Genomic DNA, 19,155 nt, shown 5'->3' on the forward strand with positions numbered 1-19,155 from the left:
TCGCCAGCTTTTAAATACTAACACCCCTTAACCTGACGGTTAAGGGGTGTTTTTTTGCGGGGGATTATGTAATTATCTTATCAAAACTAAGTTATTAAATTTTAGTCTGATGAAAATTGTGTCATATGTAGAAATTAGAGTTGTGTTATTCTCTTAGCAATATTTCGAATAATTAATAAAGATTGGTTAGCATGATTTTTTATACACTTTTATCTGCTATTGCTTCTATCTATTTGTGTTTCTTAATATTGAATAGCATTAAAAAAAATACAGAGAAACAAAATCAAGAACCTAGAGTTGTTCGTGAATGGATATTGGATGATCCTGACGGTGAGCTATATGTAGCTTTTATTACATCTGATAAAAAGGTCTGGTCTACTTCTGGTCGTTATGCGCATTTGTCTGGTTCAACGAGTACGACTTGGTCTGGCTTTCTAGCAGGGGATTTAAATGAGCTTGTGCGAAGAACGCTGGGAAAGAATGTGCTTGAAGAAATGCTTGAATGTCTTAAGCAGCAAAACATAAAATAATTCTATACTGTTTGCATGTTTGTTAAATGAGAAGGATACAACCCCCTATTACAATAAATATTTGCACCTTTGCTATTTTTGAGCAGATTAATCAGTAGAAAAGAGCTTTGCTTATAGGCGTAAACATTGCTTTATGTTATAAATATTTTTATGGGCATGTTTTTTGCTTATTTAAAAAGGGAAGTCTTAGTATGAAATTATCTGTAGGGTTGAAAGTTGCGAATAGTTTATCGTTAACCCCTCAATTACAGCAGGCAATTCGTTTACTACAACTTTCTAGCTTGGAATTAGAACAAGAAATACAAATTCAATTAGATAGTAATCCGTTACTGGAAAAAATTGAAGAAAATAATACAATAGAAAGTTTATCTACTTCAGATACCAGTGAGTCAGGAGATTTAACAACTGAGCTTAATGCAGATCATTTACCAAATGACTTGCCTGTTGATACCGAATGGGATGATATTTATACACATCAATCAACTGCATTAGCGTCGCCAGAATATGAAGAGCGAGAGGATAATCGTCAAGTTCAATTGAGTCTAAAAGAACATATCTTAGAGCAAGTAAATTTATTACATTTTTCTACAGTAGATAAATTAATTGCTTATTGCATCGTTGATTCTTTAGATGATAAAGGGTTTTTAGATGCTGAATTAGATGATATTTTGCTTGCAGTTACTCGGCTATTAAATGAAATGGAGAGTGCTGATGAGGTTGAAGAAGATGAAATTATTGTTGTTTTAAAACATATTCAACGTTTAGATCCAATTGGAGTGGGTTCTCGAAATTTAGCAGAATGTTTGAAGATCCAATTAGAAGGCATAGATCAAAAAAAATCATACTTAGCCGAAGCAAAGTGTCTACTCAAGTATTATGAATTATTAATAGCAAATGATTTAAATAAATTATTGAAACAAACGGGTTTGTCTAAAGAGCAGTTGAAAGGTGCTGTTGATTTATTAAAAACATTAAAACCATATCCAGGTTTAGAATTTAGCCAACAAGAATCTGAATATCAAGTTCCTGATGTTGTGGTTTCCAAGAAAGATCAGCATTGGCAAGTGCAGCTTAATCCTGATGTTATGCCTAAATTAAGGATTAATTCTTTTTATTCAAATATGATTCGTCGTGCTGATCAGAGTGATGATAATGTTTATTTACGTAATCAAATGCTTGAGGCGAAAAATTTTATTAAAAGCATAGACGAGCGGCATAAAACATTACTCAAAGTTTCAACTTGTATTGTGGAACATCAGCGAGCTTTTCTTGAACAAGGACCTGAGGCGATGAAGCCTTTAGTTCTCCGTGATGTTGCAGAGGAAGTTGAATTACATGAATCCACTGTTTCACGTGTAACAACTAATAAATATATGCTTACACCACGTGGTTTATTTGAATTGAAATACTTTTTTTCAAGTCATGTTGGAACGACGACAGGTGGTGAGGCATCTTCAACTGCGATTCGGGCAATGATTAAAAAATTGGTTTCGAATGAAAATCCGCGTAAGCCTTTGTCTGATAATGCAATTGCGGAAATGTTGAAAGATGAGGGGATTGAAGTAGCTCGACGTACAGTCGCAAAATATCGTGAATCGTTACATATTCCATCATCTTCAGAAAGAAAAGTCTTGATCTAAATTTCAAGGTGTGACTATTCTAGGGATTCATTATTACGGAATAATGAATCTTTTTAATAGTCACTAAAGGAATCGCTAAAATGATTTAATGAATGTTGAATCTTAATATGCATTAAATTTGCTTGGGCGATTCTTTGTATCCTTAGAAAAAGGTGAGGGATAGAATTATGCAAATAACGATTCGTGGACACCATTTAACCATTACGCCTGCTATTGAAGAAAATATAAAAATGAAATTTAGTCAAATGACTAAGCATCTAGATCAAGTGAATAGTATGCAAATTAAATTGGCTAAAGATCATCAAATTGATAAACGTTCTCATAAAGGGAGCTCTAATCATATTGCTGAGGCGATTATTCGCTTACCGGGGATTGAACTGTTTGCACAGGCGACAGCAGATGATATGTATACTTCGATTAATAAATTAACAGAAAAACTAAAAAGACAGCTTGCAAAACATAGAAAAATACAGTGTTCTTATCAACATGAGCTGGCAATTTTAACTTAAGTTTTTTTATCAAAAGAGGCTTTGCAAATAGCCTCTTTTTTTTATCGATAAAAAAAGAAACGGCTTACTGAATTATCTGAAAAAGTTATAGTAAAATGTATGGTTTGACGCCATGGTTGTATAAGAGGTCTAGTAATGAATAGTGAGCAGCTCACGCAAATTTTAAAAGAAGCTTTCCCTGAAGCAGAAGTAGCAGTGAGTGGCCAAGCTGGGAAATTCGACCTTCGAATTGTTGATGATCAGTTTGATGGCAAACGTACGATTACCCGTCAACAAGCCGTATATGCACCATTAAACTCTTATATCGCAAGTGGTGAAGTGCACGCAGTTACGATTCGCGCAATGACAAAAGACGAATGGCGCAAAGCAAGCCTTTTCGGAGCTTAAATATTAATGGATAAATTTTTAATTACGGGCGGTGTTAAGCTCGAGGGCGAAGTACGTATTTCTGGTGCTAAAAATGCTGCTCTGCCTTTACTTGCTGCAATGATTCTTGCAGATTCTCCGATTACTTTAACGAATGTACCTCATTTAAAAGATGTGAACACCTTAGTGAAGCTGATTGCTGGCTTAGGCATTACAATGAACTATGAGGGAGATACGGTTCGTGCGGATGCGTCAACATTAGATAATCAGTTTGCACCTTATGAACTTGTGAAAACTATGCGTGCATCAATTTTGGTACTTGGTCCACTATTGGCTCGCTATGGAAATGCTAAGGTTTCATTACCTGGTGGTTGTGCGATTGGTTCACGTCCTGTTGACCAGCATTTGAAAGCATTGGAAGCTTTAGGTGCGCAGATTGAAGTTGAAAATGGTTATGTCCATGCTTCTGTTGATGGTCGCTTAAAAGGTGGCGAAGTTATTTTTGATATGGTCACTGTTGGCGGTACAGAAAATATCTTGATGGCTGCTGTATTGGCTGATGGTGTGACGACAATTCGTAATGCTGCTCGTGAACCTGAAATTACTGACCTTGCACAAATGCTCATTAAAATGGGTGCCAAGATTGAAGGTCTGGACACAGATACATTAGTTGTAACTGGCGTTGAAAGTTTACATGGCTGTGAATATGCGGTTGTTGCGGATCGAATTGAAACTGGTTCATATTTAGCTGCTGCTGCAATTACAGGTGGTCGAGTTAAAACCACGCATACGGACCCAGCATTGTTAGAAGCAGTATTGGATAAGTTTGAAGAAATGGGTGCAGAAGTGACCCGTGGTGATAATTGGATTGAACTAGATATGCAAGGTAAACGTCCTAAAGCTGTGAGCTTTAGAACTTTACCTCATCCCGAATTTCCAACTGATATGCAAGCACAGCTTATGGCGGTCAATGTGATTGGTCGTGGTTTTGCAACGATTTCAGAAACAATTTTTGAAAATCGTTTTATGCATGTTCCTGAATTGTCACGTATGGGCGCAAATATTCAAGTGGAAGGGCATGATGCAGTCGTAACTGGCGTAGATAAATTGCAAGCTGCTCCAGTAATGGCGACTGATTTACGTGCATCATTTTCTCTTGTTCTCGCTGCATTAGTCGCAGAAGGGGAAACCTTAGTTGATCGTATCTATCATATCGATCGTGGCTATGAACAAGTTGAAGAAAAGTTACAAAGTTTAGGTGCTCAGATTAAGCGAGTAAAAGGATGAATGACTTAAGAAACGATGATCCAAATTTTGATGTAATGGGTAATTTTGATCATGGTTTAACCTTAGCACTCAGTAAAGGACGTATCCTAAAAGAGACATTACCTTTACTTGAGAATGCGGGTATTAATTTATTAGAAGATCCTGATAAATCACGTAAATTAATTTTCCCAACCACACATAAAAAAGTACGTATTTTGATTCTTCGTGCTTCTGATGTACCGACGTATGTTGAGAATGGTGCAGCAGATTTTGGTGTAGCGGGTAAAGATGTGCTGATGGAACATGGCGCCCAACATGTTTATGAGTTACTTGATCTAAAAATTGCAAATTGTAAATTGATGACTGCTGGTAAAGTTGGCATGGAACGTCCGAAAGGCCGTTTAAAAATTGCAACTAAATACGTGAATCTTACTCGTCAATACTATGCAAGTTTAGGCGAGCAAGTTGATGTGATCAAACTTTATGGATCTATGGAGCTTGCACCTTTGGTTGGGTTGGGTGATTACATCGTCGATGTGGTCGATACAGGTAATACTTTACGTGCCAATGGTTTAGAGCCATTAGAAGAAATTTGTAAAGTTTCTTCTCGTTTAATTGTCAATAAAGCGAGCTTTAAACGTAAACAAGCCGTGTTAAATCCAATTTTGACGCAACTTGAAGAAGCTGTGAAATCACGTTCAGTATGATTTTGTATGATGATTCAAAATAACCGTTCTTTTGAACGGTTTTTTTTATCGCTTAATTTTCTGATTAAGGGAAAGAATGTATTCCTTTCAGATTTGGCTGTGTGCTAAAAGGGTTTATCGTTTTGTGATTAGAGATAAGAATGAAAACGCCCTTACAGCGTAAACAAGAGTCTATTTTAAAATTACAAGCACAATCTATTCCTTACATCGAGTGGTTGCCGCATCTTGAATCGGTTGATGAAGTTATAGCCCGTTCAGTTGAAAGTATTGCCAAACGGGCGATTGCGTGTTTGATCATTATCCAAGTGGCATGTGATTTAAACAATCAGCAATTTGATCAAGAAACTAAAGACTTTATTGTTGATTTGCTAAATAAATTTGAAGTATTTGATGAGCTAACCCTTAAAGAACGAAATATTTTAAATCAAGAAGTTTCTCAACAAGATGTCGTGAATATGATTTGGAAGTATGAGGCTTACTGGGTTTTACTTTGGGCACTCGGAATTGTAAAAGAACTCAATTATCCAAATGAAATAGCAGATTGTGATTTTGCAGTTCAGGTAGTTTCTGCTTGTAGCTCATTTGATGAATTTATGCAGCAAGTTGAGTTAAGAAATCTAGATGAAATTTTAGATCAGGCAGATTTGACCTATCGTTATGATTGGGCATGCGTAGATGCTCGTTTAAAACAACAAGATGCGCCTGAAAATTTAAATGCTTCAGTTGTTGTGGAACGTCACGGTGCTTTGAATTGGCTAATACGGCATGATGGAGATTGGGATAATCCAGACTTAAATACATAAAATTTAGAATATTTAAACCTAAAAATGATTTTTCCTATTAAAGCAGGTGGAAATGCTGATGTTATCTTGCCCACAAGCGTGTTGAAAAAGAGTAAACTTAGCCTTCTCTTATTCGCCTTGTGGGTAAATTGATGCGACGTTTATCGACTCAGGATCAAAATTTTAAACAGGCATTTGCTGAACTTTTAGCATTTGAAACTGTGAATGATCCTCAATTAGTACAAACTGTAGACCAAATCATTGCTGATGTTCGTCAGTATGGTGATGATCATGTACTTAAATTAACACAACAGTTCGATCGACATCCAGCGCATCAATTCTCGGATTTGGAACTGACCCAAGCTCAACTTAAAACTGCATTTGAAGGCTTAAGCACAGAAATTCGTGAAGCCTTAGAATTGGCTGCAAAACGTATTCGTTCTTTCCATCAGGCACAAAAGCAGGAAGGTTGGACTTATGTTGATGATCTAGGTAATACATTAGGTCAGAAAGTCACACCACTTGATCGCGTCGGGATTTATGTTCCTGGTGGATTAGCATCTTATCCATCATCTGTACTTATGAATGCTTTACCAGCACATGTAGCAGGGGTTCCTGAAATTATCATGGTGGTTCCAGCGCCGAATGGTGAATTGAATCCATTGGTGTTAGCAGCTGCATATTTAGCAGGGGTAAGCCGTGTATTTACTATTGGTGGTGCTCAAGCCGTTGCTGCGTTAGCTTATGGAACGCAAACCATTCCAGCTGTCGATAAAATTACAGGACCGGGGAACCGTTTTGTAGCAGCAGCCAAACGTGCAGTCTTTGGTCAGGTAGGTATTGATATGATCGCAGGACCTTCGGAAATTTTAGTGTATGCCGAAGGGGAAAATAATGCTGAATGGTTGGCTATGGATGTATTGTCTCAAGCTGAGCATGATACGGTTGCACAAGCCATTTTTATTACGCCAGATGAAGCACTTTTAAATGCTGTCGAAACAGCCATTGAAAAGCATTTAAGTGAATTGCCAAAAGCAGAAATTGCTCGAACTTCGATTCAAAATCGTGGTGCGTTGGTACTAGTAAAGGATCGTGCGGAAGCGATTAAACTGATTAATCAGGTTGCTCCAGAGCATTTAGAATTATGTCTTGATGATGCTGAATTAATGAGCCAAGAGATTCGTCATGCAGGTGCGATCTTTATGGGGCGTTATACGCCTGAAGCGATCGGTGATTATTGTGCAGGTCCAAATCATGTTTTACCGACTTCGGGGACAGCACGTTTTTCTTCACCGCTCGGCGTTTATGATTTCCAAAAGCGTTCAAGTTTAATTATGTGCTCGCAAGAGGGCGTTAAAACTTTGGCTAAAACAGCAGATGTGTTGGCAGTTGAAGAAAATCTTGATGCCCATGCGCGCTCGGCACGCTATCGCTATCAATAACCGATTCGAAAAGAATAGATAGGGGCTGATAGAAGCCCCTTTTTTGAGATATATGAGAGTACAACAATGACGTTTACAACAGAACAAATGCGCTTTTGGAGTCCAGAAGTTCGTGAGCTTGAGCCCTATGTACCAGGTGAGCAGCCTAAGATTCAGAACTTACTAAAACTCAATACCAATGAAAATCCATATCCACCATCACCGAAAGTTGTGGAAGCAGTTCAAGCAGTTTTAACTCACCAAGCTGATGCTTTGCGCTTGTATCCAGATCCAGATGCGACGGCTTTAAAGCAAGCAATTGCCAAACAGCAGCATGTTGATGTTGCTCAAGTCTTTGTCGGTAATGGTTCGGATGAAGTTTTAGCGCATATTTTTAAGGCTTTTTTTATTCAGAAAGAGCCAATTCTCTACCCAGATATTACCTATAGTTTTTATCCTGTTTATAGCCAGTTTTTTGCAACACAAACCAAGCAGATTCCTTTGAATGACAAGTTCGAAATAGATGTTTGTGATTATGCACAGGAAAATGGCGGTATCATCATTACCAATCCGAATGCGCCAACCAGCATTGCATTAGGATTAGCGCAGATTGAGCAAGTACTTAAAACAAATCCTGATCGAGTCGTGGTGATTGATGAAGCCTATGTCGATTTTGGTGCAGAGTCAGCGGTACAATTGGTCAATCGATATGAGAACCTAGTTGTTTGCCAAACCACATCGAAATCGCGTTCATTGGCTGGTTTACGTGTTGGATTTGCGATTGCTCAAGCGCATTTGATTGCTGCACTTGAAGCAGTGAAGAATAGTTTTAATTCTTATCCAATCGATCGTTTTGCGATTGCTGCAGCGGTAGCCTCATTTGAAGATCAAGCTTATTTTGAAGCACAATGTGCCAAAGTGATTGAGAGTCGAGAAAAATTAGTTGGTGATCTCACGGCTTTAGGTTTTGATGTATTGCCATCGAAAGCCAATTTTATTTTTGCCACACATTCAGAATATGATGCTGCTCAACTGGCTCAAAAATTGCGTGAGCAGGGGATTATTGTGCGTTATTTCAATAAGCCACGGATTAATCAATTTTTACGCATCACGATTGGTACCGATGAACAAAATCAACGTCTAGTCGATACGCTTAAAACGCAAATTTTGTAATTTATAGAAAAATTTAGTTCTTAGGTTTTTGCCATGTATTGAGTAAATCAAGCATGGCAGAAATTTTATCAAAGCATTCTTGGTACTCGGCTTCCGCATCAGAAGCGATGGTTATGCCGCCACCTGCCCACATCGATAATTGATCCTGATATTTTTGAATACTACGGATTAAGATATTCCAGCAACCTGTTCCATCAAAATTAAAATAACCCAAACTTCCGCAATATGCGCCACGTGGAGCACCTTCTAATTCATCAATAATTTGCATAGCGCGAATTTTGGGTGCCCCTGTAATTGAACCACCTGGAAGGGCGGACAATAACATCTGCATGGGGTTTACTTCTTTTTTTAAGGTTGCAGTGATTTCACTGACCATATGATGAACTTGGTTGAAGCTTTCAATTTCGAAAAGTTTTGTAGTTTCTACAGATCCTATTTCCGCATAAACACTTAAATCATTCCGAAGTAAATCAACAATCATCACATTTTCAGCCTGATCTTTTTCAGAGCGACTTAGCTGGTCTTTAGATTGTTGGTCTCGCATAGCATCATCAAAACGAGGCATTGTACCTTTAATTGGTCGCGTTTTAATTTTTCGATTTGTTTGAAACTCGATAAATAACTCTGGAGAACAACTGAGTAGCTCAAAATCATGTATCTTTAGATAGGCCGCGTAAGGTGCATGGGTGAGCGCCCATAAATCCTGTGCTCGATCTAATAATGAACCTTGTGTTTTTGCAATAAACTCTTGAGTTAAATTAATTTGGTAGCAGTCACCAGCTTTGATATATTCCTGCACTTGATTAAATGCATGTAGGTATTGTTGCTTAGACCAGCGCGGATAGCATTTTTCTAATAATGAGAAAGGTGTTTTTTGAATATTGATTGATTGATTGAGTAGATTTATGACATTTTGATAAATACTTTCAGCTTCATTTTCATCACTATAAAAATACCAAGCATTATCCTGAAACTTTAAAAAAGTCGAATATAGACCTAAGAAAAAACTGGGCTGATTTCGTGAAACCATGTTTATAAATTGATTTGCACTATAGTCATAACTAAAAAAGCCAATATATCCACCACTAAAAGTAGTTCTCATTGAACTTTCTGAATTGGCTTGAAAATTTAAAAAATCGCTAATAGGTAAGGTTGCTTGTTCATTCTTATATTTATTAAATTGAGTTTTATAAAATTTTTTTAGTTCTGACTGTTCTAATACTAAAAATTCTTGAGGCAAAAAACCAATTGTCGGAGCGTGATTATCATATAAATAAACTAAACCAGTTAGTTCATTCAGTTGTATAAGAAGGTCAAATGCAGAGGTGAGTTGCGTGTCAAGTTTTTGCTGAAAATGAGACATAAAACAAAAATACATTCATATACATTTAGAAAATATAATTGTACTACAATCATCTAAACTCTACTGATATTTATCCTGTAGATAAAAGCTTGAAAAATATTTGTGAAATGTATTGTGATTCTATCTACTGAAATTGCAAAACAAGTTGCAATTTTCATGAATTGATTTAAGAAAGCGCAATTGTTTACATTTTGCAGTGATTTTGGCGGATGATAAAAGGTCGAAATAGGATATTTGACTATGATTTTCTAAAAATGCTGATTAAAAAATTATAGTGCTTTCCAGATGTTAGAGCATATAAGTTAAAGTGATGCATGAAAAAAGTATCATGCCGTTTGTCGGGTTATTTATAAAAATCGATTAACAGTAGTTGAACATAAAATAACAAACCTGTAATTTAGTACTTGCTAAACGAACTACTCAAGGATTGGAAGTTCAAGTTGTCATTAAGAAAAAAACGACCGTGGACAGTTTAGAGTAGTGAAAGTCAAAAAATAAATGCTCTTGGGAGAGTGCTCAATGAAAATGTTTACTAAACTAGCTTTAGTTTCTTCAATGGCGATTAGCGCGAATGCAATGGCTATGCAGTCAATGGATGATGCTGCACTAAGCGCTGCAACAGGTCAAGACGGTATCAATATTGGTATCGGTATTTCTAAAATTGAAATTGAAAAAGTTTTAATTCACGATAACGATGGTTTAAATGGTACAGCTGCTAATGCTGGTGCTATCGTAATTAAATCAAATGGTACTGGTGCAACTGCTGCTAACGGTATCGTAATTACTGCTCCAATGGATGCTACAGGTACTGCTGTAGATAATACTCGTGCTTTAGCATCACACAACCTTGCTGATCTTACAATTGATACAGACAAAGGTACTGGTACAAATGGTGCGTTCCTTAATGTAGCAGCTGCTGTATCTGGTTTAGATATTTATATCGGTGAAATTGGTGTGTCTGGCTCTAATGCAGCAAGCACTACAGCTGTTCGTCGTGGTAATGATGCAGCTAACTACAACACAATTTTATCTGGTTTAACAATCAAGACTGGTCTTACAAGCGCTAATATTCAGTTAGGTGCTGCTCCACAAGGTGCAATGATTGTATTGAATACAACTATGCAAGGTGGTTTAGAGATTAAAAACCTAGGTATTGTTGATAGTTCTACTAAAACTGGTACTGCAGATGGTACAACTGGTAACCGTGCTGCAGGTCAAATTTTCCTTGATAGCATCAAAGTTTCAGATGCTAGCCAAGCTAATTTAACTGTTAATGCTGCAGTAAGTGTAGTTGGTAAAGAAGGTTCTAACAACGGTTACTTACGTATTATCACTGGTTCTGGTGCTACTACACCTAAAACTGATATGTACATCAAAGGTGTTCATTTAGGTAGCCAAGCAGCGGCTTCAATTGGTGATGTAGAAGTTCAAGGTTTACAAACTTACTATTTCAACGGTACTGCAAATGTTCAAGGTTCTATGATCACTATTTCTGGTCACTAATCTTATAATAAAAAAAGCGCACTAGTTGCGCTTTTTTTTATTTGAAATAAGTATTTTTTATGTGCTAAAAAACTGAAAATAGTTTTGCTAAAGCACAATAAATTACTTAATGACAACTAATTTTTATTAAAAAATACATTTCGTCAAAAAAAACTAAAAAAAAGCTGTTTTTTTTTATAAAAAAAGGTATCTTCAACATGCAGGGATGAGGTGTTTACGGACACTAAAATAAAATGAATAAGGCAAGTTGTGCCACTGTTAGAAAAAGAGACGTATGTTAGAGATCGCTTTAGGCTCAGCATTGATGTATTACTTTACAACGCAAGCCTTCGAAATAGAAAAAAAACCAGAAGGTACTGTATATTATACAGAGACCTTAGATTCTCGTAATCCTTCTTTTACACGTAATCATCGTGAGGCGGTCACAATTAAACCTGCTATAGAAGATCAATTTCGAGGAATTGTACGTCAGGCGTATGATTATAGTTGTGGCTCGGCAGCATTAACTACGCTGTTAAATGGCTATGGTGGTTTACGTTTGACTGAACAACAAACGATGACAGGTTTGCTTCAGTATGGTGAGTATCAGCGTATTATTGAGCGCCGTAGTTTTTCTCTGTTAGACATGAAGCGATTTGTTACTGCACTTGGGTTGAATAGTGGTGGGTATCGAGGGGAGTTTTCAGATTTAACCAGTTTAAAACAGCCTGCAATTGTTCCTATTACTTATGCTGGTTTTAAACATTTTGTTGTATATAAAGCATATAAAAATGGTCGAGTTTATGTGGCTGATCCATCATTAGGCAATATTAGTTTTGATGAAATTCGCTTTAAACAGATTTGGGATAATAATACACTTTTCATTGTAGATATTCCGGAAGAGTATCGTAAAAACTTATTAGCGTTGCAAGACTCAGATATGCGTCATGTAGAAGATGCAACTGTCAATAAATACGCTCTTGCGGAAATTCAGTTCCCGACACAAAAGTTTGAACGTATGGCCGATAAAGCATCAACAATGCGCCGAGTATTAGATGCAGACCCTACTTCCGCTACTTACAATCAACCAATTACGACTTTTATGCGCTTATATTACAAGCGGAAGTAATTTAGAAATCATTAAAATTAATGTATTAATAGGATGTAACGCAAAATGAAAAGTCCATGGATGAACATCAGTGTGTTGGCATTAAGTATGAGTGCAGTAACAACAACACTTTATGCTGAAGAACAGAAATCAACGGAAGTTCAGACCGAACAAACAGCGCAAGTAGATCAAGCTACAGATGCAGTGAAAGATGAGTCCAATGTAAAAGCTGGTGAAAGTCAAGCAACACAAGCAGCAAATGCATTACAAAAGCAAGAAGGTGATGCGACTAAAGAAACAAATTTACAAGAAGTATTTACATCTAACGAACGTCAATATTCATTGATAAAAAAAGGCGTTATTTCTTCTTATTATGACATTGATTACACATACTATCGAGATAGTAGACTAGATCTTGCTACGGGCGATAGTACAAGTGCTTTACAACGCTTACGTGTTGAAGAAGATGCAAACCATACACTTACAAATACATTTACTACCCAATATGGTTTACTTGATAACTTGACCTTATCAGCATCTATTCCTCTCATAGCAAAAAAAGATTTATTACAGCAAAAAACAGCCGCAGGTTTAGGTGATATTTCTTTTGGAGCTCGTTGGGAACCATTTCCTTTAAAACAAGGACGTCTTCCGTTGGTTTTATTTGGTAATTTATCAACTAAAACTGGTGATAGTCCTTATGAAATTGGTATTGATGAGCTGTCAACTGGTAAAGGTTATTATTCAGTTGGTTTTGGTGCAAGTACTCGCAAATACATCGATCCTGTTGTGCTTTTTAGCTCAGTATCGGCGAACTATGGTCTGAAAGAATCTGGACTTAACCAATTACGCGGAAACAGAGTGTTGGAAAGTTTTGATCCAGGTTTAAGTGGTGGTTTTTCATTCGGATTTGCATATTCGTTTAACTACGACGTATCACTCACAATGTCCTATCAGCAAAGTTTTAACACTGGTGCAAAATTCTACTTCAAGAATGATGAAAGTTATAAATCGGCTGATCAAAGTAGTGCGATGCTTTCTTTTGCCTTAGGAGTTAGAGTCTCACCTGAAACAATTGTAAATGGTACAGTTGGTATTGGTTTAACGGAAGATGCTCCTGATGTATCCCTAGGATTATCTTTCCCACTCGATATTATAGGTTTTGGCAAAAAAGTTCGTTAAGGAGATGTAATGGTGAAATACCTAAAATTATGTCCTTTGACGGCAGCAATTTTTTTAGCTAGCTTATCTAATATTGCTAACGCACAATTAGGACAGGACTTATCTGTAGATTTACGTTCATTATCATTAGGAAATGCAGTTACTGCTGATCCACCAGGGATTAGTGCGGTACATTTTAATCCAGCAGCATTAGCTAAGATTGATGGGTTACAAACTGATGTGCAAGGTATTTTAGCTAACTTTGCTATTCAACGTGAGTATTCAGCTCCTGCTGGTTATAATGTTTTTGGTTATTCAGATGATCCATTGGTTTGTAATGATGGACCAGAAGTTAGAACTGGAATTTGTACAGATTTTAAAGGAACAGTTCACGGGGACGTTGAATACGCAAGTATTTATGTACCGATTCTCAAAAAAATCGTAGATTTAGGACCTAATTCTCCATTAGCTGCACCAACTGCAGCGATTGCTTATAAGCCACCTGGTTCCAAAGTAACCTATGCGACAGCTATGTACGCACCATTAGTTGCAGGTTTTGGCGCAGAAGATGGTAATCCAAGTAATTATATGGGCCAACAAGTTGCATTAGAGCGTATTACCTATTTATCCCCATCTTTTGGCTATCAAGTGAATGATCATTTATCAGTTGGTGCATCATTTGGTATGTCTTATCAAGCGATCGCACTTAAAACGGATCTACGCTTTCCAAATGAAATGATTGGTGTATTGCGAATGGTAGATGAAGTGGTATGTACTCCATTTAAGAATAATGGGGATATTATCACCGATTTACTATTATTTGGTATTTGTAATGCCAAAGAAGGTATGAACCCGTTTAGTAAAATGGGGGCAATGGATGTATCTTTAGAGCAATCATTAAGTCCAAGTTATAATTTGGGCGTATTATGGGAGCCAACCGATGATTTTAGTTTTGGTATGGTCTATCAAAGTGAAGCTAAAATGCGATTGCGAGGTAAATATTTAATTAATAATGCGACAGCTCCACAACAACTCGTAGCTGGTTTAAATTCGTCAGCAACTGGTCAAATTCTTGCGGCAATTCTTGGCTTGCCTGGGTATGTTCCTAATGTGGAATCTGGTTTAGTTGCCATGGATTTTAAATATCCACAACATTTTAAAGCGGGTATAAAATATAAAATATTTCCCGACTTGCAAATGAACTTTGATCTCGGTTGGACCGACTTCGCTGCGTGGGATAAGTTTAAGTTTGAATTTGATCGACAAATATCATTATTAAAGGTTGCTAAACTTTTGTCTGCTGATGTGACGGATCGTTCTTTAGCTTTACCTTTAAAGTTTCAATCATCTTGGCGTTGGGGAATCGGTTTTGAGTATTCTGCAACTGATCGGCTGAAGTTACGCATGGGTTATGAGCCTCGTACAAGTTCAATTCCGGACGACAAACGGAATACGATGGTACCAATTAATAATGCTCAACTGTTCGGTTTAGGTGTTGGTTATCGATTTGATCAAGATACAGATTTAGATCTTTCAATTGGCTTCTTACGCAGTCGTGATGATATTCCTGCAAATACTAGTAGTCTTGCAAATAAAACAGGGGTTGATAATATTTTGTTAAACCCATATGCAGGCTTAGATATTAAAACCAATACTAAGATCACTTTGCTTGGTATCAACTATAGAACAAAATGGTAATGTTAACGACTATGAAAATAAAACAATCTAAGCTTGCAATAGCTGTAATTATTACTGTTATTGCAAGTACTTCGGTTGTATATGCAGAAGGTTTTTATACAATTATTGGTCCTGATGGAAGACCAATGATTATTCCTAAAAAACCAACAGAAAATGAGAATAGAACAGATAAGGTTATACATTCTACTCATGTTGATTCTTCGGCAGCATCAGAAAAAAACCTACCAGTTAGAAATAATGTAAATTTAAATTTACCAACAATACCAATGTCTAAGCAAGATGCTGTTAAGAATACAGTTAAAATGCAATCATCTTCAGAATCAAGATTAGCTTCTGAAGTAGTTAATCAACCAAAATCTCAAAATTTTATAAATACTTCAAAAGAAATAATTGATGCCAATACTAATAAAAAGATAACACCAAAATTAAATGTTGCTAGTAAAAGTCTAACTACTATTGAGGCAGAATCATCTGCTTCATCTGCTTCATCTGCTTCATCTGCTTCATCTGCTTCATCTGCTTCATCTGCATTCATACAAGTAGATGGTGTTGAATATGTCAATAATGAATATTTAGAAGATCAGGAATTTAATTTAGAGGGTAAAAAGCGCTTTTATAGTATGCCTGATGGTACAGGACGTATAGAGACGATAGAGCGTAAAAAAGGTATAAGTCGATCAATTTTGGATAAAGTATTAAACAAATCAAACCAGAATCTAACTTCAATTACTTTATCTAATAATTATGTGCGTTTATCTGCGCAAGATTTATCTTTGGCATTTGAGAATGATCGCTGTTTCTTAGAAAGTTATAGTAAAAATAAAACGATCAAGAGTTTAGTTCCCGAAAAAGAAATTGGCTTATGGCCTCGTAAACCTATAAAAGAAAAATTTGAATATGAATTGGTTAAGCTTGATCAAAATATCCAATATATGCAATTTGATTCTTATGCATCTAATACTGATAAACCGACATATTATTGGCCTTTGGTGATTTTTTTAGATAAGTCTGGTTGTATATTAGAAGGTGTGAGTGGGTTTAAGAATCAGAAGATTCCAGCAACATTATTACAACATGCAGCTCTTCAAGGTGTAATTAAGATACCGCCTAAAAGTTATTATATGATGATGACTCCATTAGCATCAGCCGTGGATGTTCCAGAGCAGGAACTTTCAAATCAAGGACAGATTAAGATTGCTGCTTTACAGTAAGCATTAATAGGATGAACCCATGACAAATAACAAAATTTTCTTACCCTTTGCTTTAACGACATTAGTAGCATTATTACAAGGCTGTGGAGGCGAGAGTACAAAAATTAATGAAGATCCAAATAAAGGGGTTAGTGGCGTAACAACTAATACGAGTTGCACTCCTACAAGTAGTGACTGTCTACCCTTTGCCATGGATTATCCTATTTCTGGTTTAAATTTTGATTGTAGTAGTGATAAAGTCAATCACTTTGTAACTAAGCTTGGCTCAAATAATGTTACGGGAGCTTGTAAATTAGGCGACACGGCAACTTTTTATATACAAGGTAAAGATGCTAGGAAAATTAACCTTGGTGTTGTGAAATTGGATGATATTTCCAAGATTAATGATTTAAGGTATCCTGTACCGCGACTTCGAGTAATTGATTTAGCAAGTGCATTAACAGGCAAAATGCCAACAGCGCTTGATCCAAATGATGAGACTATTCGTGTAGCTATAGCATTAATAAAAATTTTCCATAGCATTGGTCTTGAGCAAGAAGATAATGCTTTGGGGGATATTCAACCTACTCAGATTACTGATGAAAAGAAAGATCTATTATCTCAATTAACTAAAGATATTGGTGTCGCTGAACTGAGTAATGGATCTTACGTCGATATATTAAAGCCATGGTTGAATGTTAGTAATGTAACAGATGAACAAGCGATGGTGCTGCTTCAGCGTCTCTTAAATTTATCTAATGCAGGTGTATGGCAAACAACAATACCTTTCTTAAAAGCGGGTACAATTACACCTTCAGTTAAGACTCCAGATGGCTTTTTTGGTTGTAATCAATCAAATTATAATGATTGCGTAAATCCTGATAAAGGTAATGACCTTATACATTCGATGGGGGAGGTCTTTTTACTTACAGATCGACAAGGATATACAATAGGAACAGGTCAACAATGGAGAGGTCCTGCAAGTTTTATAGAGGGTAAACTTTATCCACCATCTGTATTAATTACTAAAGTCAAAGCTCAAAAAGTACAAATTAATCCTCAAAATACGTGGTTGAATCCTATTAATCGTGAAATAAACTCTAACCAACCGCTGCGTTTTGCTTTGACAACCAACCCATCAGAAGACTTAAAATTTAAGCAAGGTAAGTTGATTAACGGTCATACAATACCTGGGACAGAATATGTTTATAGACTGCTATTAAATGCTAAAGATACTGACCCTGTAAATACAGCACATTTGGGGCAATGGGAGCAAGCTATAGATGGTCGAGCTTATAATGGAAGTTTAGAAATTTATAAAGCAAACCCGCCAAGTTACTTAGGTAAAGATGTTTTTAAAACTAGTACAAATGTAAAAACAAATCAAAAATATATTTTCCCTTTATATGCGACTCTAATTTTTGGTTTCTCTGATAATAGTATTCCTGACTCAGAAAAAATTAAATTAGGGATTGTAATTGACGAGAATGGTGATATCCGAACTGATATTCGTAAAAATTCTACATCTAGTGATATGTCTGGAGAGTGTGGAAAAATCCAATCTATTAATTCAGATGGGACGATCACTGATGAATTTGGAGAAACTCAATATCGTATAGGCTCTACAGGAGCAACCTCTTTTACACCTACAAGTAAATCAGTATCTGTCCGAGCAATTTTGTCTAATCCAAAATTTGGTGTATTAAATGGTGCTATGTTTGGATTAAATGTTGGCGTTATTTATAACGAGACGATTAGAGCTATTGGTGGCGCTAAAATTAATATTCATAATTTATTAAGTGATGCACCACAAAAGGAAATAACATTAACTGACTTTACTGAGACAAGTAGTACAGTATATTGGTCAAACACTTACGCTTATTATCAGGGTGTGTATGTAAATTTATACGATAGTTTGAAAGACGACACAGAGCGAAATAAGTATGTTAAACCAACAGATGAAGATCGTAAAATGGCTAAACGCTGGACTGGTCCAGTGACTATTCAACTTGCAGATCAAAATTTAAATGCTTGTAAAGCTGTTAAGACAAAATAAAAGTTAAATAAAAAGACCGCGATAAGCGGTCTTTTTTATTTAACCTGTATGATCTAAACGTGTGCCTAATGTTTCTAAATGAGAAGGAAATAATCCTAGTTTACGATCTGCAAAATAATGTTTTAAAGTTTGTTCTACACTTGGAAATGCCAGTTCCGCCCAAGGGATATCATGTTCTTCAAATAAACGGCATTCGAGACTTTCTTCTCCAGCTCCAAAAACACCATCTTTCAATTGTGCTTTAAATAGAACATAAATTTGTCCAATACGTGGAATATTGTACATGCAATATAACTGTTCGATTTCAGCTTCTGCTTCAGCTTCTTCTCGTGTTTCACGAGCAGCACCTTGTTCCATGGTTTCAAATAATTCCATGTAGCCTGCTGGGAGTGTCCATAGCCCATAACGTGGTTCAATAGCGCGCCGACACAATAAAACTTTATTATCCCAAATGGCTAATGCACCGCAAATAACTTTCGGATTTTCATAGTGGATGTTGCCACAGTGTGTGCAGACGAGCCGTGTTTTATGATCACCTAGCGGGATTCTTGCTTCAGTTTGATGTCCACACGCAACGCAAAAGCTCATAATTATCATCAGCTACAGAGATAACTCAGCATAACTGAATTTTGATCACTTCGCATCATGATCTATGATTGTGATTGAAATTTCAGTTATGATGATTTGTAAGGAAAACGAGAAA

The 19,155-nt window shown here is 36.4% G+C and carries 17 protein-coding genes; 15 read left to right on the forward strand and 2 right to left on the reverse strand.

Annotated elements, in window-relative coordinates:
* Window positions 1-191 precede the first annotated feature (191 nt).
* The 9 genes from AAV96_RS15840 (at window position 192) to hisC (ending at window position 8,394) form a co-directional block, all read left to right on the forward strand.
* Window positions 192-530, forward strand: coding sequence for a hypothetical protein (locus AAV96_RS15840; RefSeq protein ID WP_046740003.1), 339 nt, complete (start codon window positions 192-194; stop codon window positions 528-530).
* A 191-nt stretch (window positions 531-721) separates the two neighbouring features.
* Window positions 722-2,170, forward strand: coding sequence for an RNA polymerase factor sigma-54 (locus AAV96_RS15845; RefSeq protein ID WP_046740004.1), 1,449 nt, complete (start codon window positions 722-724; stop codon window positions 2,168-2,170).
* A 167-nt stretch (window positions 2,171-2,337) separates the two neighbouring features.
* Complete coding sequence (gene hpf, locus AAV96_RS15850) at window positions 2,338-2,679, forward strand: ribosome hibernation-promoting factor, HPF/YfiA family (protein ID WP_004663846.1); 342 nt, start codon at window positions 2,338-2,340, stop codon at window positions 2,677-2,679.
* Window positions 2,680-2,814: 135 nt separating this feature from the next.
* Complete coding sequence (gene ibaG, locus AAV96_RS15855) at window positions 2,815-3,066, forward strand: BolA family iron metabolism protein IbaG (RefSeq protein ID WP_004663844.1); 252 nt, start codon at window positions 2,815-2,817, stop codon at window positions 3,064-3,066.
* A 6-nt stretch (window positions 3,067-3,072) separates the two neighbouring features.
* On the forward strand, window positions 3,073-4,332 hold the full coding sequence (murA, locus tag AAV96_RS15860) for a UDP-N-acetylglucosamine 1-carboxyvinyltransferase (RefSeq protein WP_046740005.1): 1,260 nt from the start codon (window positions 3,073-3,075) through the stop codon (window positions 4,330-4,332).
* Window positions 4,329-5,018 (forward strand): ATP phosphoribosyltransferase, encoded by a 690-nt coding sequence (gene hisG / locus AAV96_RS15865; RefSeq protein ID WP_004663840.1) that lies wholly within the window; start codon window positions 4,329-4,331, stop codon window positions 5,016-5,018. Before murA ends, hisG begins: the two co-directional genes overlap by 4 nt.
* A 140-nt stretch (window positions 5,019-5,158) precedes the next feature.
* A complete protein-coding gene (locus AAV96_RS15870; protein WP_046740006.1) occupies window positions 5,159-5,821 on the forward strand; it encodes a DUF4272 domain-containing protein in 663 nt (220 codons plus the stop codon).
* 131 nt (window positions 5,822-5,952) lie between these two features.
* Complete coding sequence (hisD, locus tag AAV96_RS15875; protein WP_005158794.1) at window positions 5,953-7,242, forward strand: histidinol dehydrogenase; 1,290 nt, start codon at window positions 5,953-5,955, stop codon at window positions 7,240-7,242.
* A 66-nt stretch (window positions 7,243-7,308) separates the two neighbouring features.
* Complete coding sequence (gene hisC, locus AAV96_RS15880; RefSeq protein WP_046740007.1) at window positions 7,309-8,394, forward strand: histidinol-phosphate transaminase; 1,086 nt, start codon at window positions 7,309-7,311, stop codon at window positions 8,392-8,394.
* A 13-nt stretch (window positions 8,395-8,407) separates the two neighbouring features.
* Here the strand turns inward: hisC and AAV96_RS15885 are convergent, their stop codons facing one another.
* A complete protein-coding gene (locus AAV96_RS15885) occupies window positions 8,408-9,757 on the reverse strand; it encodes an anthranilate synthase component I family protein (protein WP_046740008.1) in 1,350 nt (449 codons plus the stop codon).
* 519 nt (window positions 9,758-10,276) lie between these two features.
* On the opposite strand from AAV96_RS15885, the gene AAV96_RS15890 reads away from it, so the two are divergent.
* The 6 genes from AAV96_RS15890 (at window position 10,277) to AAV96_RS15915 (ending at window position 18,452) form a co-directional block, all read left to right on the forward strand.
* On the forward strand, window positions 10,277-11,260 hold the full coding sequence (locus AAV96_RS15890) for a DUF6160 family protein (protein ID WP_046740009.1): 984 nt from the start codon (window positions 10,277-10,279) through the stop codon (window positions 11,258-11,260).
* A 274-nt stretch (window positions 11,261-11,534) separates the two neighbouring features.
* Window positions 11,535-12,368, forward strand: coding sequence for a C39 family peptidase (locus AAV96_RS15895; protein WP_046740010.1), 834 nt, complete (start codon window positions 11,535-11,537; stop codon window positions 12,366-12,368).
* Between the two features lie 45 nt (window positions 12,369-12,413).
* Window positions 12,414-13,529, forward strand: coding sequence for a hypothetical protein (locus tag AAV96_RS15900; RefSeq protein WP_046740011.1), 1,116 nt, complete (start codon window positions 12,414-12,416; stop codon window positions 13,527-13,529).
* A 12-nt stretch (window positions 13,530-13,541) separates the two neighbouring features.
* Window positions 13,542-15,206, forward strand: a complete 1,665-nt coding sequence (locus AAV96_RS15905; protein WP_171249172.1) for an OmpP1/FadL family transporter — start codon at window positions 13,542-13,544, stop codon at window positions 15,204-15,206.
* An 11-nt stretch (window positions 15,207-15,217) separates the two neighbouring features.
* On the forward strand, window positions 15,218-16,417 hold the full coding sequence (gene filE / locus AAV96_RS15910) for a putative pilus assembly protein FilE (RefSeq protein WP_227505856.1): 1,200 nt from the start codon (window positions 15,218-15,220) through the stop codon (window positions 16,415-16,417).
* Window positions 16,418-16,436: 19 nt separating this feature from the next.
* Window positions 16,437-18,452, forward strand: coding sequence for a hypothetical protein (locus AAV96_RS15915; RefSeq protein WP_046740014.1), 2,016 nt, complete (start codon window positions 16,437-16,439; stop codon window positions 18,450-18,452).
* Window positions 18,453-18,491: 39 nt separating this feature from the next.
* Here the strand turns inward: AAV96_RS15915 and AAV96_RS15920 are convergent, their stop codons facing one another.
* The gene (locus AAV96_RS15920) at window positions 18,492-19,040 is read right to left on the reverse strand and encodes an NUDIX hydrolase (protein ID WP_046740015.1); all 549 of its coding nucleotides are present in this window, start codon (window positions 19,038-19,040) and stop codon (window positions 18,492-18,494) included.
* Window positions 19,041-19,155: the final 115 nt, after the last annotated feature.

It is taken from the genome of Acinetobacter sp. AG1, from assembly GCF_001005525.1.
GTDB classification, from domain to species: Bacteria; Pseudomonadota; Gammaproteobacteria; order Pseudomonadales; family Moraxellaceae; genus Acinetobacter; species Acinetobacter modestus.